We start from the raw sequence: 17,057 nt of genomic DNA, 5'->3' as shown, positions 1-17,057 counted from the left end.
CACTGCACGAAGCTCCCCTCCGACATCACGAACCGCCCGTCTGGATCTCCGTCTCCGCGTGTGCCAAGAAGTCGCTCACCATCCGGCCGAACAGTGCCGCGAGCCGCTCCCGGTCCTCCGGGGACCACTCCGCGAGGGCCTGGGCGATGCTGCGGCGGCTCACCTCGCGGACGCGCTGTGCTGCGGAGAGGCCCGCCTCCGTGAGGTGGATGCGTTGGGCTCGGCGGTCGTCGGGGTCGGGGGTGCGGATGAGGTAGCCGGCTTTTTCCAGCTGGCCGAGTTGGCGGGTCACGTGCGACGCCTCGACCGAGAGGCGCGCGGCGAGGACGCCGGGGCGTTGGGGGGACGGGTCGCTGGAGAGGTGGCGGAGGATGCTGACGGCGGCCCGGTCCAGGGTGACACCGCTCGCGGCCATGAGCTGTTCGTGTCGACGCATCCGCCCCGAGTGCATCGTGAGGCGGTTGAAGTGACGCTCGATCTCCGTGACCTCTCCGGAGGCCGGTGACAGGGGGCTGGGCGGCGTTGGGGTCATGATCCCAGCCTACCCGTTAGTTGCGTAACTTAAGTAACTCGAATCCGACCGCTGCGGGGCGCACCGCGAGCTCCGACCCCAAGCCCGGCCGCAAGGGCGTGATCACAGGGGTACGGCAACAACGGCTTGGCCGCACGGGGCTCGGCCTGACGGAACCGCCCCGCAAGCCGAGCCTTACGGGGCTCGACTTCACACCCCTCACCCATGGAGAAGACCTCGCGATCTCGGCTTCACGGACCCAACCTCACGAGGGCCGACCTCACGGGCTCGACCCAACAGGCCCCCGGGCCCACCCCCACGCACCCGATCACGAAGCCCCGGCCACAAGGCGCCGACCATCCCCAGCCTTCGCAGCACCACCGCCCTCCCCACAAGGCCCCAGCAGCAAGGAGCCGACCAAGCACAATCACCACCCCCTCCCCATAAGACCCCAGCCCCAAGACCCCTGACCACAAGGCCTCCGCCACAAAGCCCCGCCCTCACCCCGCCCCTAAAACCTCCCCCACAAGGGCCAGTTCACCCCCTTGCCCCGCGTGCCCCCATTGAATGATCCATTCAACCTCACTACCATGCGCCGATGGATTCATTCACCCATGCGCTACGCAGGCGACTCCCCCTCGCCCTGCTGCTGGCCCTCGGGCTGACTCTTCCCACCTCTCCCCCCGCCTCCGCCGCCCCGGCGACCCCTCTCCCCCAGGTCTGGCCCACCCCGCAGCACATGACGGCGGGTCGAGGCTCGGTCGCCGTACCGAGCCGGGTCGTGGAGGTGGTCGGCGCGAAGACCGACCCCGCCGCCCGCAAGGTCGTCGAGACGGCGCTGCGCAACGCCGGCGCCGACCACATCGTCACCGTCACGGCAGGACACCTCCCCCCACCGGCAGCACTCACCGTCTACGTGGGTGGCCCGACCGAGAACCCCGACACGGCCCGCGCCCTGCGCAAACTGCACGCCCCGGCCCCCACCGCCCTCCCCGCAGAGGGCTACGTCCTCGCCTCGGGCAAGCGCACCCTCGCCCTCGCAGGCGTCGACACCACCGGCACCTTCTACGCCGCCCAGACCCTCCGCCAACTCCTGACGGGACGTCAACTCCCGGACGTCACGGTGAAGGACTGGCCCACGGCCAAGCTCAGAGGCGTGATCGAGGGCTTCTACGGCACCCCCTGGTCGCACGCGGCACGCCTCGCCCAACTCGACTTCTACGGCCGCACGAAGCAGAACGTGTACGTCTACTCCCCCAAGAACGACGCCTACTTGAGGGCACGCTGGCGGGACGAGTACCCGCCGGCGGCGCTCGCGACCATCAAGGAACTGGTCGACAGATCGGCGGAGAACCACGTCCGCTTCACGTACGCCCTCTCCCCGGGGCTGTCGGTCTGCTACTCCTCGCAGGACGACATCGCGGCCCTGGTACGGAAGTTCGCCTCGCTGTACGACATCGGCGTGCGCTCGTTCGCGATCCCGCTGGACGACATCAGCTACACGAAGTGGAACTGCGCGGCGGACGGGACGAAGTTCGGCACGGGCGGCGCCGCGGCCGGTGAAGCCCAGTCGTACCTGCTGAACGAGGCGTGGAAGGCGTTCTCCCAAGGCCGGTCAGGACTGGGCCCGTTGGAGATGGTCCCCACGGAGTACTCCGACCTCGCCGACAGTCCGTACAAGACGGCACTGCGTGAGCAGCTCGGCAAGGACGTCGTCGTGGAGTGGACCGGCACCGCCACGATTCCCCCGGTGATCACCACCGCCCAGACCGAGCAAGCCCGCGAGGTGTACGGGCATCCCGTCCTGATCTGGGACAACTACCCGGTGAACGACTACGTCACCAGCCGTCTCCTCCTCGGCCCCTACAACGGTCGCGAACCCGGCGTGCCGACCGCCGCCGTCGGCGTGACCGCCAACCCGATGGTGCAGGCGGAGGCCAGCAAACTGGCCCTGTTCACCTCGGCCGACTACCTCTGGAACCCCCACGCGTACGACCCCCACAAAGCGTTCCTCGCCTCGGTCCGCGACCTCGCGGGCCCGGCGGCGGAGCACTGGCTGCGGATCTTCGCGGAGAACCAGTACTCCTCGGCACTGAACACCACCGAGTCCCCCACCCTGACGAAGCTGATCGCGGACTTCCGCGACGGATACGGCGAGCGGGCCACGGCAGCCCTGCGCGCCTACTTCACCGACATGGCGGCAACGCCCGCCCAGTTGCGCGCCCACCTCGCCAACCCCGGTTTCCTCAAGGAGAGTTCGGCCTGGCTGGACAAGCTGGGCGCGTACGGCAGTGCCGGACTCACCGCCGTGGACCTGCTGTTGGCGCACCGCCAGGGCGACACGGAAGCCGTGTCCCGCCTCTGGAACCGCCTCCAGTCCGAACGCAAGGCCCTCGACGCGGTCCCCCAGCAGATCTCCCCCGGCGTCATGGACCAGTTCCTGTTCCGCACGTCCCTGGAGAACGCCCCCGCCCCCGGCCCCGACGCCACCTTCACCCCGACGTCCGTCTCCCTGAAACCCGGCGAGAAGGCGACGGTCAAACTCAGCTTCTCCCAACCGGGCCCGGCACAATGGCAGTTGACCGTCCCCGAGGGCCTCACAGCAACCCCGTCCACCGGCACCGCCACCACGGCAACGATCACCCTGACGGCCGACGCGAACGCGAAACCCGGCGTACGGTCCGTCAACGTCACCGGCGCCCTCCCCCGCACTCTCCCCGTCCAAATCACCCCCGGCGACGGCACCTTGCGCGCCCTCACCGCCAACTTCAGCGGCGCCTCGGTCAGTTCGATCGACCTCGCGTCCGGCACCAGCACCGAGATCAAGACCGGCGCCAACCCCGGTGACGTAACAACGAGTTCGGACGGCCGTACGGCGTACGCGGCGAACCAGGGCGCCAACACGGTCAGCGTCATCGACGTGTCCACGAGTACGGTCACGGCGACGGTCCCCGTCGGCAAGGTCCCGGCGGGCCTCGCGCTGACGCCCGACGGGAAGACCCTCTGGGTCGCGAACTACACGGACGGCACGGTCCAGCCGATCGACACGGCGACACTCAAGCCGGGTGCGCCGGTCAAGGTCGGCAAGGGCCCCGAGAACCTGACGATCACGCCGGACGGCAAGACCCTGTACGTCCCGAACATCAGCGGCAACACGGTCACGCCGGTGGACCTGGCCACGAACAAGGCGGGCAAGGCGATCCCGGTCGGCCCCCGCCCCTTCAACGTGGTCGCCGCTCCCGACAGCAGGACGGTGTACGTCTCCAACTCGGGCGGCTCGACGATTACCCCGATCGACACGGCGACGAACGCCACGAAGCCGACGTACCTGGTCACGGGCCAGGCGTACGGCCTGACGATCACCCCGGACGGCCGCACCCTCTGGGTCACCGCCAGCACGGGCAGCACGGCGACGCCGATCGACACGGTGACGGGCGCCCCGGGAACCCCGGTGACGGTGGGCAGGTCGGCGTTCGACGCGGCTCCGGACTGGAACGGCGCCACGGTCTACGTGACGACGGCCGACGAGAACCACCTCGTGCCGCTGAACACGGCGACCGGCAAGCTCGGAACGCCGCTGCCGACGGGGGCGTACCCGTTGGCGGCGACGGTGACGGGGGTGCCGGTGAAGTAGAAGAAGGGGTTGCCGCCTCGGAGGAGACGGCAACCCCTTCTTTTTTCGCTACGTCAGCTCGCGGTGCGGCGGATGCGTCCCTCGTACCGCTTCTCCAGCTCCAGGTTCCCCTCGAACCCTCCCGGCACATTCGCCGACACGTACACCGGCGGCCGGTCCCCCGACTCGATCAGCTGACCCGCCGCCTCGGCCACAGCCATCTGCACCAGCATCACCCCGGTCAGCGTGGACAGCGCGCACACCGCCCCACCCCCCGGCAGCGGCAGCAGCGCGTCCCCGCGGGGCGCCGCGTTGTCCAGCACCACGTCCGCCAGATCCGCCAGCTTCTTCCCGCTCGGGTGCTTGGCCGGAACGGCACGCGTGTGCGCGAGGGACGTGATCGCGAGGAGCTTGTGCCCGTGTTCCTTCGCCTGGATCGCCATCTCGACGATCACGTTGTTGACGCCGGAGTTGGAGACGACGACGAAGAGGTCCTGCGGCCGGGGCGCCGCGAGGTCGTACAGCCGGGCGGCGACACCGGGCTCGCGTTCGAGGAGCGGGTCGTCGAGGGCGCTGGGCGCGTCGCCGCCGAAGAGGACGAGGTCGGGGACCTGGAGCCGGTTGGTGGGCACGAACCCGCCCGCGCGGCCCGCGAGTTCGAGGACGAGGGCCTGCGAGTGGCCGGTGCCGAACGCCTGGATGACCCCGTCGTCGCGGACGCACTGCGCGATGAGGGCGGCGGCCCGGGACACGTCGTCCCGGCATGTCTCGACGAGGTGCGAGAGGACGTCGAGTCCCTCTTTGGCGAAGCGTTCCGCGTTGACGGACTCGTTGGCGGACTCGACGGTCACCTGGGACTCCCCACTGATCGATGGCTCAAACCACCATGCTAAAGAGAACAGGTGAATCAATAAATCACACACACCGGTCCACCGGCAATGAGGCAGGCATCCCGCACATATCCGGTCCTGGTATTCACCCGACCAGTCAGTCGGTGGCTGGTACCTTCTCCTCATGCCCACGACCGACGTCACCACACTGATCCGCACCGAGTTGCCGAGGCTGGCCGGCTCCCTGAGGAAGGTCGGGGAGCTGATCCTGGAGGACCCGGCCGCCGTCACCCACTGTTCGGCGGCGGAGCTGGGCCGACGTACCGGCACCTCGCAGGCGACGGTGACCCGTTTCTGCCGGGCGATCGGCCTGGACTCCTACCAGCACCTGCTGATCGAGCTGGCGCAGGAGCGCGGCCGGGGCGAGGCGTCGGACTGGGGCACGGCGGAGATCGGCCCGGACATCTCGCCGGACGACAGCCTGGAGCGGGTCGTGCAGGTCGTCGGCAGCGCGGACCTGCGGGCGATCCAGCAGACGGTGGACCGGATCGACCTGGACGCCCTGGAGCGCGGCGCGCAGGCGCTGGCCAGGGCCCGCAGGATCGACGTGTACGGCGTCGGCGGCAGCGGCGCGGTCGCGCAGGAGACGGAGACGCGGCTGTTCCGGATCGGCTGCGCGGTGCGCGGCTGGACGGAGGTGCACGGCGCGGCGACCTCGGCGGCGCTGCTGACCCCGGCGGACGTGGCGATCGGCATCTCGCACTCGGGGTCGACGCGGGAGACGCTGGAGCCGTTCGAGATGGCGAAGGAGCGGGGCGCGACGACGATCGCGCTGACCACGGACCCGCGTTCGCCACTGGCCCGCGCGGCCGACGTACGGCTGATCTCGGCCACCTCGGAGACCAGCTTCCGCACCGGCTCGATCGGCGGCCGGCACTCGGTCCTGATGATCGTGGACTGCCTGTACGTGCGGGTCGCGCAGCTCTCCTACCAGCGGGCCAGCGCCTCCCTCGCGCTGACCGACCACATCACCCCGCAGCACGCGGTGAAGGCACGCCGCGCACGCTGATCATGCATGGTTCAACCAACCTCGATACCCAGGAGTGGTTGATTGAACCACCGCTCGATGCCACTATGAGGCTCCCTCGACCTCCCGTAGGAGCCCCATGCGTGTCATCTCCGTCGAGTCGACCGAGCTGTTCACCGGCGCCGCCGAGCATCCGTACCAGGTGGTGGCCGTCGAGATCGGGCACGACCCCGGCCGACAGGTCCGGCTGACGCTCACGGGCGACGGCGTCCACGGCGTCGACGAGCCGCTCGTCACGATCGGCGAGGACGGCACCGTACGCGCCGAGATATCCGTGACGTCCGAGGGGCTCGCGCCCGGCGACAAGCGCGAGATCACGGTCACCGCCGAGGACGCTTCCCAAAAAGAGACCGTTCACCACACCGCCGAGTTCACCGCCGCCGAGCCCGGCTGGACGATGTTCATGGTGAGCCACTTCCACTACGACCCCGTCTGGTGGAACACACAGGCCGCCTACACGGAGACCTGGGACGTCGCCGACGACGCGTCCAGCGGCCTCCCGGCCCGCACCTTCGACTCGCGCGGCCAGTCCGGCATGAGCCTGGTCCGCGCGCACTGCGACCTCGCGCGGCGCGACCCGGCGTACACGTTCGTCCTCGCGGAGGTCGACTACCTCAAGCCGTACTGGGACTCCTTCCCCGAAGAGCGGGCGTTCCTGCGGGAGTTGATCCGCACCGGGCGCATCGAGATCATGGGCGGCACCTACAACGAGCCCAACACGAACCTCACCGGCGCCGAGGCGACCATCCGCAACGCGCTGTACGGCGACGGGTTCCAGCGCGGGATCATGGGCGCGGAGCCGGACACCGCCTGGCAGTTGGACGCGTTCGGCCACGACCCGCAGTTCCCGGGCCTGATGGCGGACGCGGACATCTCCACCAGCTCCTGGGCGCGCGGCCCCTTCCACCAGTGGGGCCCGACGCTGTCGGTGTTCGGCGAGGAGCCCCGCGACCCCCAACGCATGCAGTTCCAGGCCGAGTTCAACTGGATCGCCCCCTCCGGGCGTGGCCTGCTGACGGCGTACATGGTGAACCACTACGGCGCCGGGTGGGCCATCGACAACGCGCCCACCCTCCCCGAGGCCGAACAGGCCGCGCTGAAGCTCTTCAAGGGGCTGAAGAAGGTCGCGCTCACGAAGAACGTGATGCTGCCGGTCGGCGGTGACTACGCGCCGCCGTGCCGCTGGGTGATGGGCATCCACCGGGACTGGAACGCCCGTTACGTCTGGCCGAGGTTCGTCAGCGCGATCCCCCGCGACTTCTTCGCCGCCGTACGCGCCGAGCTGGAGACCGAGGGCCGCGTCGCCTCGCCGCAGACCCGGGACATGAACCCGATCTACACCGGCAAGGACGTGTCGTACATCGACACCAAACAGGCCCAGCGGTACGGCGAGTCGCTGCTGTCCGACGCCGAGTCCTGGGCGACGCTGGCCTCGCTGGTGACCGGGCACCCGTACCCGGACGCGGCGCTCGACAAGGCGTGGCGCCAGCTCATCTACGGCGCCCACCACGACGCGATCACCGGTTCCGAGTCGGACCAGGTGTACGTCGATCTCCTCACCGGCTGGCGGGAGTTGTACGACCTGGCGCGCGACGTCCACGCGGACGCGACCGACGCGCTCGCCTCCCACGTCGTCTCGCTCCCCGGCGGCACCCCGGACCTGGTCGTGTTCAACTCGGCGACCTGGCAACGGCGTGACACCCTCACGGTCGACGACCCGGGCCTCGTCCCGCTGGACGTCACCGGCCTGCCGCTGCCCGCCGTACGCGAGGACGGTCAACTCACCGTCGTCGTACCGGAGGTGCCCGGCATGGGCCTCAAGGCCCTTTCCCTCGCGGAGGGTTCGGTGCCGGGGTGGACGCGCGGCGACGGGGCGACGATCCGCAACGCGTACTACGAGGTCACCGTCGATCCCGCGCGCGGCGGCGCCGTCAGCAGTCTGCGCGCGCTCGACGAGAACGCCCAGGGCCGGGAGTTGCTGCGGGACGGCGACATCGGCAACGAGCTTGTCGTGCAGGAGGAGTTCGCCCGCCACCCGCGCTTCGGCGAGGGCCCCTGGCACCTCACGCCGACCGGAACCACCGCCGCACGCAGCGGACTTGTCGCCGCCGACATCGATGTCGAGCACTCCCCCGCCGGGTCCCGCATCACCGTGCGCGGCGACCTCGGGCTCTTCCGGTACACGCAGCGCATCACCCTGTGGGCGGGTGTCGACCGGCTCGACGTGTCGACGACCCTCGACGGGTACGACGGCGCCGACCGGCTGATCCGGGTGCGGTGGCCGTCGGACGTGCGGGGCGGGCTGCCGGTGCACGAGGTCGCGGACGCGGTGATCGGGCGCGGGTTCGGGTTCGTGGAGGTGGACAGCGAGCGGTTCCCGTGGACGCTGGACAACCCGGCCAACACGTGGTTCGGGCTCGGGTCCACGGCACGGGTCGCCGTGCACGGCACGGACGGGGCGCTGCTGGGTGAACGAGCCATCGGCGTCGCCGAGTTGATCTACCCCGACTGGGGCAGCGCCGGCGAGCTGGGGACTCCGCTCGCCGCAGCCCTCGTACGCGTCGGGGTCACGGCGACCTCGACGATCACGGGCGGGCAGCGGTACGGCGATCTGGAGGTCGACTCCAATCTGCCGGACATCCGGATCGCCGTCGGCGGGCCCGAGCGCAACGCGCTGGTCGCCGAGGCGCTCGGCTGGGACCCGGCCGCCGCGCGTGAACTCCGCAGGCAGCTCACCGAGTCGGGCCTCGCGGCCGTGTGGGTCGCGCCGCGTGCCTCGCTGCGCGAGGAGTGGGTGCCCGGCGCGGACCTGCGGGACCTGGAGCGGCTACCGCTGCTGGTCGTCGCGGGCGTGGACGCCGAGCAGGACGCGAAGGCCGTCGACGCGCTGATCACGGACCTGGAGGACGCCGTCGTCCACGCCACCGCCGCAGGGGGCGGGGAGGCGCTGCCGCCCGGGGACGCGTGGGACGGACAGAGCTTCGCCGTCCTGAACCGGGGCACGCCCGGGTGTGTCGTCACCGCCTCGGGCGACCTCTACATGTCGCTGATGCGGTCCTGCACGGGGTGGCCGTCCGGGATCTGGGTCGACCCGCCGCGCCGGACCGCGCCCGACGGGTCCGGGTTCCAGCTCCAGCACTGGTCGCACACGTTCGAGTACGCGGTTCTCGCGGGCGCCGGGGACTGGCGCGAGCAGCGGCTCCCGCAGGCCGGGCACGCGTTCAACCGGCCGCTGACCGGGCGCGTTCGTACGGGAGTTGAGGTCGTCACCGGGTTGCCCCGGGCGGCGACGCTGTTCGCCGTCGAGCCGGAGGGGCGGGTGGTGGTGGACGCGCTGAAGGCCGCCGGTTCGCCGCTGGCCCGGGGTGGGTCGGAGGCCGTCGATCCGGGGCGGGGTGTGGTCGTGCGGGTGCACGAGGTGGAGGGACGTTCCGTGCGGGCCCGGGTGACGGGGCCCGTCGCGTGGGAGTCCGCCGTCCGGTCCGACGTGCTGGAGCGGGCCGGGGAGGAACTTGACGTCGACGGGGGTGCGGGGTTCGGACTGGGCGGGTTCGAGGTGGGGACGGTGCTGGGGGTGCCGGGCGCAACTGCCGTACCGTGCACGGATGTTGAGCCTGTCGCCGGGTACGAGCCCGCGCAGCCCGTCTATACGCGGTACTGGCTCCACAACTCCGGCCCCGCGCCGCGCGGCAACTTCCCCGTCGCCCTCTATCTCTCCCCCACGGCCCTCACCGTCTCCGGCCCGGTCACGACGACGGTCCGCGTCTCCTCGGAACTGACCGACGCGGCGGCCTCCGGCTCCGTACGGCTGCTGGTGCCGGACGGCTGGACCGCGTCGCCGCCCGTCGTCCCGTACGACCTGGCGCCGGGCGGCTTCAGCCTCGCCGAGGTCACCGTCGTACCGCCACCGGACGCGGCTCCCGGCCGGCGCTGGCTCGCCGGGCGACTGTCGTACGGCGGGCAGGTGTACGAGGACGTCGTCGCCCTCGACGTACCGGGCGAGGTGCCTTCCGGCGAGCCCGACGGGCGGACCGGGCCGACGCTGGTCACGTCCCTCGGGGTGGAGCGGGTTCGGGTGCGGCGGGGTGAGCGGGTGACCGTGCCGGTGCGGCTGCGCAATACGACGCGGGGGACCGTGAACGGGCAGTTGTGGGCGGTGTCGGCGTGGGGGACGTGGGCGGGGGTGTCGCCGGGGTTGCAGGGGTTCGCGGTGCCTGCCGGGGAGAGCATCGAGGCGGGGATCGAGGTGGACGCGTCCGTGGTCGCGCCGGGGGCGTACTGGCTGATGGCCAAGGTGGGGTGGCACGGGTGTGTGGCGTACACCGAGGCGGTTGTGGTGGAGGTGACGGAGTGAGCGGGCAGGGTGTGTCGGCGGGGGCGGAAGGCGGTGCGCGGAGTGTCGTACCGCCCTCGGGCGCCCCGGCCGTCACGCCACCCCAGCCCCACACGCCGCACCCGCACAACCACCACCCACCCCTCGCCGCCACCATCGCCGGAAGCGCCGTTCCGGCCTCCCGCGTGGACGCCGTTCTCGACTCCGTCCCCGCCCGTGACCGGGCCACCCGGCCCGAGGGGCTGGCCCGGGACGAGCGGCAGCGCAGGCGGTGGGCGACTCAGGTGGTCGTCGTCGACGAGCTGGCCCGGCGGGCCTGTGTCGCGCGGGGGCTGGCGCCGCCGCCCGAGCTGGTGCCGGGGCGGGTGCTCGGGGTGTCCGGGACGGATGTCGCGGACCTGGGGAGCATCGTCGCCGTGGCGCTCGCGCACTCCGCCGCCGCCCGGGCGCTGCTGGCGGCGCTGGAGGGGGAGCAGCGGGTCGGGGAGGCGGACGTGCGGGAGTACTACGAGCGCAATCCGGACCGTTTCCTGACGCCGGAGGCGCTGCGGCGGGGTGTCGACCCGTTCCGGGGTGCGAAGGCGCGGGATCTCGTGCCGTACGCGCGCGTGCGGGACGGCGTCGAGGGCGAGTTGCGGCGTGCGCGGGGGCGGCAGGCGTTCTTCGACTGGCTGGACCGGGAGCGGGCCGGTGTGCGGTACACGCACGGTCACGAGCACCCCGGCGATCCCGGACATCCGGACCACGAACACCGGCATTAGCACGGGTGCGGTCACCTCACAGTGACCGCCCCGGTAACGCACGGAACCGAAACGCAACACGCAAACCATTGACCTCCGATGAATTCTGGTCCACCTTTTCATCATTCGGAGTCCAACTTGGTGATTTGAACCAGCAGGAAGGCCCAGGCATGCGCGCGAGAACACTGACTGGAACCATGGCGGGCGTCATCGTCCTGGCCCTGACGGCGGCGGGCTGCGGCCTCTCCGGCGGCGGCTCGGACGACGGCGGCGCCAAGGCGGGCGGCTGTAGCGTCGACAAGGCGAACGTCGGTTCCGGGAAGCTCACCGGGGACGTGAAGGGCGACATCACCTTCCAGACGACGAACCTGAAGAAGGACTTCTCGAAGTACTTCGACGGCGTGATCGCGGCCTTCGAGAAGGCCAACCCCGGCGCGAAGGTCAAGTGGATCGACGACCCGGGCGACTCGACGTTCACCCAGCGGCTCGTGTCGGACGCGCAGGCGTGCACGCTCCCGGACGTCGTCAACATCAACGTCAACACGGCCGAGGCGCTCACCAAGACGGGTTACCTGCTGAACCTGGACCAGAAGGCCCCGGACGCCGGCAAGCCCTTCGTCCCCGGCCTGTGGGACTCCAGCACGTACGCCGACGCGGCCGGCCAGAAGGTGCACAGCGTCCTGCCCTGGTACTCCGGCGGCATCGTGCAGACCTTCAACACCGAGCTGATGAAGAAGGCCGGCCTCGATCCGGCGAAACCTCCGACGACCGTCCTCGGCATGTTCGCCGACGCGGAGAAGATCGCGAAGGCGTCGGACGGCGACTACTACGCCTTCCTCGCCAACCCGCAGCTCCGTATCCCCGCCGACTGGCAGCAGATGGGCGTCAAGATCTTCGCCGCCGACGGCAAGAAGTTCACGTTCGCCGACGACCCGAAGACCGTCCAGTGGGTCGAGGGGATGACGAAGCTCTACAAGGACGGCGCGATGCCGCGCGACTCGATCTCCTCGAACCAGGACCCGTCCACGGTCTACGGCCAGGGCAAGCTCGTGTACGGCGCGTCGAACCCGAACTACCTGCGGTTCATCGAGCAGAACAACCCGACCGTCTACAAGAAGACCGGCGTGGCCCGCTACATGCTGGACAGCCTCGGCCACACGGTCGGCGCCCCGCAGTACGTCGGCGTCGCCTCCACCAGCAAGCACGCGGCGACCGCGCTGGCCTTCGCCCAGTTCCTGACGAACGCGCAGAACCAGCTCACCTGGGCGAAGGACCCCAACGTCGTCATCTTCCCCTCGACGACCGCCTCCCTGGACGACCCGTTCTTCCAGTCGGTCACCGGTGACGACCCGTTCTCGCAGGCCCGCAAGATCGTCGCCAGCGACCGCAAGACCGCCACGGCCGACGAAGTCGCCCTCACCCCGGGCGAGTTGAACGCGGCGACCGCACAGGTGCAGCTCGCGATGCAGGGCAAGAAGAGCGCCCAGGACGCCCTGAACGACGCACAGAAGAAGATGAACGAGCTGATCGCGCAGGGCAGTTGAGCATGGCGTCCAAGACCCTGACCCCGGTGCCCGTCGCGGCACCGGGCCGTCCGGCCCCCGAACAGCCCTCCGGCGTACGGCGGTTGCTGCGGTGGCTGAAGCCCGGTCCGACCGCCGAGGCGGGCGGCGCCGCGCTGTACCGCCGCTGGTGGCTGCCGTGGCTGTGGATGTCCCCGGCGATCGTCGGCGTCACCGTGTTCGGCGTGTACCCGTTCCTGAACACGCTGCTGCTGTCCTTCACGGACGCCAAGCCCCTCGGCGGCGCGGCGAACTTCGTGGGCCTGGACAACTACACGCGGATGCTGGACGACCCGGACTTCTGGCTCGCCACCCGCAACAGCCTGCTCTACGCGATCGTCGTCGTACCGCTGATGGTGCTGCTGCCGCTGATGCTGGCCGTCCTGGTGGAGAAGAACCTCCCCGGCATCGGCTTCTTCCGGTCCGCGTTCTACACCCCGGTCCTCGCCTCCAGCGTGGTCGTCGGCCTGAGTTGGCAGTGGCTGCTGTCCGATCAGGGCCTGGTGAACACGTGGTTGGAGAAGGGCCACCTCATCAAGTCGGCGATCCCGTTCCTGTCCGACTCGTGGCTGATCCTGTTCTCCGCTATGGGCCTGACGATCTGGAAGGGGCTCGGCTGGTACATGATCTTCTACCTGGCCGCGCTCGGGAACGTGCCGAAGGAACTGCACGAAGCGGCCTCCGTGGACGGCGCGGGCGCGATCCGCCGGTTCTGGAACGTCACCGTGCCGGGCGTACGCACCTCGATGATGCTCGTCGGCACGCTCACCGGTATCGGCTCGCTGCGGGTGTTCACCGAGATCTACATGCTCGGCGGCTCGACCGGCGGTCCCGGCGGCGCCGACCGCACGCTCCCCTTCTACATCCGGGACGTCGCCCTCGACCCGCTCACCGGCAACGCCGGGTACGGGTCGGCCGTCAGCGTCGCCCTGTTCGTACTGACCCTGGGCCTCACGCTGCTGTCGCAGCGCCTGACGAAGGAGGACGAGTCATGACGACGGCCGTCTCTCAGACTCCCGCTTCCGGGGCTGCCAAGCGCCGCCGTCTGATGCCGCGCTGGCGCGACTACGGCCGCCCGCGCGAACTCATCGTCCGCTACCTGCTGTTGCTGTTCGTCCTCGCCATCACCATCGGCCCCCTCGTGTGGCAGTTGCTGTCGTCCCTGAAGGGCGCGGGCGAGGACGTCTTCGGCGCGGGTGCCTCCCTCATCCCCCGGCATCCGACGCTCAACGCCTACAAGCAGGTCTTCGACCAGGTCCCCGTGTGGACGTACATCCGCAACAGCCTGATCATCGTGGTCCTGTCGGTCGGCAGCCAGCTGCTGTTCTCCACCATCGCCGGCTACATGCTCTCCAAGCCGGGCTGGAAGGGCAGCAAGCTGGTGTGGATCCTGCTGATGGCGTCCATGATGTTCCCCTTCGAGTCCATCATGGTGTCGCTGTTCCTGAGCATCCGCGACCTCGGACTGATCGACAACCTCGTCGGCGTGTGGCTGCCCGGCTTCGTCGGCGCGATCAACGTCCTCATCATGCGCGCCGCGTTCCTCGCGGTGCCGCGCGAGATCGAGGACGCGGCGATGCTGGACGGCGCGGGCGAGTGGAAGCGGTTCCGGCACCTGTACCTGCCGTCCGCGTACGGCGCGATCCTCGTCGTCGCCATCAACACGTTCATCAGCGCCTGGGACGACTTCCTGTGGCCGTTGATCGTGCTGCGCACCGAGGACCACTTCACGCTGACGCTCGGTCTGTCCCGGCTCCAGTCCTCGTCGTTCGGGTACGACCAGCGGCTGGTGATGGCGGGGTCCGTGATCTCCGTGGTCCCGGTGCTGGTGCTGTTCGTCATCACCCAGCGCTGGTTCTACAAGGGGGTCTCGTCGGGGGCGGTCAAGCTCTGACCTTCAGGGTCAGGGGTACGGCCGCCAGCGCGTGGCGGGCCGACTCCCCGACCCGCACCTCGATCTCGTCCGGTACGAACGCCTCCAAGTCGGCGCCGATCAGCTTCAGTTGGTCGGCGCCGAGGTGTATCGAGACGGTGCGGGTCTCGCCGGGGGCCAGGTCCACGCCCTGGAACGCCCGGAGTTCGAGGGTGCGCGGCCAGACGGGGGTGCGTACGGGGCGGATGTAGAGCTGGGCCACCGAACGGCCTTGTCTGGCGCCGGTGTTGGTGATGTCCACGTCGATGGTGTCGCCGTCGCGCCTCGGGGGGCCGTACGCGAACGTCGTGTACGCCAGTCCGTGGCCGAAGGCGTACAGCGGGTCCGCCTCCTCGTCGACGTATCTGCCGTACTCCGTCTCCTTGTGGTTGTAGTAGACGGGGAGTTGGGCCGCCGAGCGGGGGACCGAGACCGGGAGGCGGCCTCGGGGGTCGGTGTGGCCGAGGAGGACTTCGGCGATGGCGTCGCCTCCCCAGGGACCCGGGTACCAGGCGGTGAGGACGGCGCCGGCTCGGTCCGCTTCCGGTACCGCGTGGGGGCGGCCCTGGATCAGGACCACCGCTGTGGGGGTGCCGGTGGCGATCACCGCGTCCAGCAGGGCGTGTTGGGCCGGGCCGAGGCGGAGCGTCGCGAGGTCGGCTCCCTCTCCGCACGTCATGTCGTCCCGCGTGGACAGGGCCGCGCCGTTCGCGTCGAACTCCGTGTCCTGGGTGCGGGCGCTGCTGCCGCCCAGGACGAGGACGGCGAGGTCGGCGGCGGCTGCTGTGGCCACTGCCTCGGGGATGTGCTTTCTGTCGTCGCCGGTCAGGGCGCAGCCCCGTGCGTGGCGGATGTCCGTGGTGGGCGGGGTCAGTCTGCGGAGGGCGTCCAGGACTGTGGTGCCCTCGCGTTGGGGGGCTGTGTAGTCGCCGAGTTGGTGGGTCGTGGTGGCTGCGTGGGGGCCGATGACCGCGATCCTGCGGGTGGCCGGCGGTACCGGGAGGACGTCGTCGTTGCGCAGGAGGGTGATCGAGGCTCGGGCCAACTCCGTGCTGAGGTCCCGGCCTTCGGGGAGGGGGTTCCTCCTCGTGTACGGGTTCTCGAAGAGGCCCAGACGGAACTTCAGGGTCAACACCCTTGCCACGGCGCTGTCCAGGGTGGCCTCGGTGACCAGTCCCCGCTCCACCGCCTCCTCCAGGTGCGTGAAGCCCTCGTCCCAAAGGCTCATGTCCACACCGGCGTTGAGGGCGAGGGCCCCTGCGGTGAGTTTGTCGCCGGTGATGCGGGCGAGGCGGTCCACGGCCAGGCCGTCCGCCATGACGAGGCCGCCGAATCCCCACGCCTCCCTCAACAGGCCGGTGAGCAAAGGCCTGTTGCCGGTGCAGGGGAGGCCGTTCACCTCGTTGTACGCGGACATCACCGCTGCCGCGCCCGCGTTGACGCCCGCTCGTGCCGCCGGCAGGTGGATCTCGTGGAGTTCTCTCGGGCCCAGCTCTGTCTCGGCGGAGTTTCTGCCGCCTGTGGTGGCGCCCTGGCCTGCGAAGTGCTTGAGGACTACGGGGGCTTGATCCGCCGTGAAGTGTTCTGCCGGGGTGCCCTGCATTCCGTGGACCAGTGCTTCGGTGAGGCGGGCCGCCAGGTGGGGGTCCTCTCCGAAGCATTCTTCCGTGCGGCCCCATCTCGGGTCCCTGGCGATGTCCAACGCCGACACCAGGGCCACGTGGCCGCCCCTGGCCCGGAGTTCCGCCGCCGCGTGCGTCGCTGCTCGCTCGTACAACTCCGGGTCCCAGGTGGCTCCTACGCCCAGGTTCACCGGGAAGACCGTGCCGTCCAGGGCCATATGACCGTGGGGGACCTCTTCAACGAACAGCGTGGGGATACCCAGCCGGCTCTTCGCGAGGACATGCCGCTGCACCATGTCCGCCAGGTCCGCACTGGTCCTCGCGTCCGGACCGTTGCCGTGGGTCACGCCCGACCAGGGGTCGGCCCGCATCAGCCCGTACAGCGCGCCCAGCCCTTGCCAGCGGGTGGTCTCTTCGTCCAATGCCTCTGTGAGGGCGAAGTCCCCGACGGGGGTCCGGGTGTAGGCGTGCCAGCCGTACATCCGCTGGTTGAGCTGCCCGACTTTCTCTCGCAGGGTCATGCGGGAGAGGAGGTCGGCCACTCGGGAGGGGGTGGGGGCGGTGGGGTCTTGGTAGAGGGGGGTGGGCATGGGGGTCCTTTGGGTGGGTGGGGGTTTGGGGGTTGGTGCGGGGCGGATGGGGTGGCGGGTGGGTTTGTGCATTCCCCCTCCGGGGGGGGTGGGCTTGGGTTGGGGTTCAGCTGTCTGGGGCTGGGGGGTGCGGTTCGGGCTGGGTGGGTGGTTCGGGTGGGGTGTCCGGCGAACGGAGGGGGTGGGTGTGGTCCGACGGGTCTGCGTGGCTCAGGCCGCGTGCGCGGCTCCGGGGTCCGGGTGGGGTGTCCGACGGA

The 17,057-nt window shown here is 70.3% G+C and carries 10 protein-coding genes; 7 read left to right on the top strand and 3 right to left on the bottom strand.

Going from position 1 to position 17,057, the window contains the following annotated elements:
- Positions 1 to 25: 25 nt before the first annotated feature.
- On the bottom strand, positions 26 to 532 hold the full coding sequence (locus J8M50_RS22090; RefSeq protein WP_010360201.1) for a MarR family winged helix-turn-helix transcriptional regulator: 507 nt from the start codon (positions 530 to 532) through the stop codon (positions 26 to 28).
- A 577-nt stretch (positions 533 to 1,109) separates the two neighbouring features.
- Between J8M50_RS22090 and J8M50_RS22085 the strand changes: the two genes are divergently transcribed.
- The gene (locus J8M50_RS22085) at positions 1,110 to 4,145 is read left to right on the top strand and encodes a beta-N-acetylglucosaminidase domain-containing protein (RefSeq protein WP_050987413.1); all 3,036 of its coding nucleotides are present in this window, start codon (positions 1,110 to 1,112) and stop codon (positions 4,143 to 4,145) included.
- A gap of 53 nt (positions 4,146 to 4,198) precedes the next feature.
- Here the strand turns inward: J8M50_RS22085 and J8M50_RS22080 are convergent, their stop codons facing one another.
- Positions 4,199 to 4,975 carry a sugar isomerase domain-containing protein gene (locus J8M50_RS22080; protein ID WP_010360197.1) on the bottom strand — a complete coding sequence of 259 codons (777 nt, stop codon included), beginning with the start codon at positions 4,973 to 4,975 and terminating at the stop codon, positions 4,199 to 4,201.
- Positions 4,976 to 5,138: 163 nt separating this feature from the next.
- Here J8M50_RS22080 and J8M50_RS22075 point away from each other — a divergent pair, with 163 nt between their 5' ends.
- The 6 genes from J8M50_RS22075 (at position 5,139) to J8M50_RS22050 (ending at position 14,570) form a co-directional block, all read left to right on the top strand.
- Positions 5,139 to 6,023 (top strand): MurR/RpiR family transcriptional regulator, encoded by an 885-nt coding sequence (locus tag J8M50_RS22075; protein ID WP_010360196.1) that lies wholly within the window; start codon positions 5,139 to 5,141, stop codon positions 6,021 to 6,023.
- Between the two features lie 97 nt (positions 6,024 to 6,120).
- Positions 6,121 to 10,395 (top strand): glycoside hydrolase family 38 N-terminal domain-containing protein, encoded by a 4,275-nt coding sequence (locus J8M50_RS22070; protein WP_010360194.1) that lies wholly within the window; start codon positions 6,121 to 6,123, stop codon positions 10,393 to 10,395.
- Between the two features lie 134 nt (positions 10,396 to 10,529).
- Positions 10,530 to 11,135, top strand: a complete 606-nt coding sequence (locus J8M50_RS22065) for a peptidylprolyl isomerase (protein ID WP_029184640.1) — start codon at positions 10,530 to 10,532, stop codon at positions 11,133 to 11,135.
- Between the two features lie 149 nt (positions 11,136 to 11,284).
- Positions 11,285 to 12,658, top strand: coding sequence for an extracellular solute-binding protein (locus J8M50_RS22060; protein WP_029184639.1), 1,374 nt, complete (start codon positions 11,285 to 11,287; stop codon positions 12,656 to 12,658).
- 2 nt (positions 12,659 to 12,660) lie between these two features.
- A complete protein-coding gene (locus tag J8M50_RS22055; RefSeq protein WP_010360190.1) occupies positions 12,661 to 13,671 on the top strand; it encodes a carbohydrate ABC transporter permease in 1,011 nt (336 codons plus the stop codon).
- Complete coding sequence (locus tag J8M50_RS22050; protein ID WP_010360189.1) at positions 13,668 to 14,570, top strand: carbohydrate ABC transporter permease; 903 nt, start codon at positions 13,668 to 13,670, stop codon at positions 14,568 to 14,570. The genes J8M50_RS22055 and J8M50_RS22050 overlap by 4 nt, the downstream gene beginning before the upstream one ends.
- Here J8M50_RS22050 and J8M50_RS22045 read toward each other — a convergent pair.
- Entirely contained in the window at positions 14,560 to 16,800 is a 2,241-nt protein-coding gene (locus J8M50_RS22045; RefSeq protein ID WP_010360188.1) for a glycoside hydrolase family 3 N-terminal domain-containing protein, read from the bottom strand. The genes J8M50_RS22050 and J8M50_RS22045 overlap by 11 nt on opposite strands.
- Positions 16,801 to 17,057 lie beyond the last annotated feature (257 nt).

This window comes from Streptomyces acidiscabies (assembly GCF_020010905.1).
GTDB lineage: Bacteria > Actinomycetota > Actinomycetes > Streptomycetales > Streptomycetaceae > Streptomyces > Streptomyces acidiscabies.
This window is presented reverse-complemented; position numbering and strand designations above follow the sequence as displayed.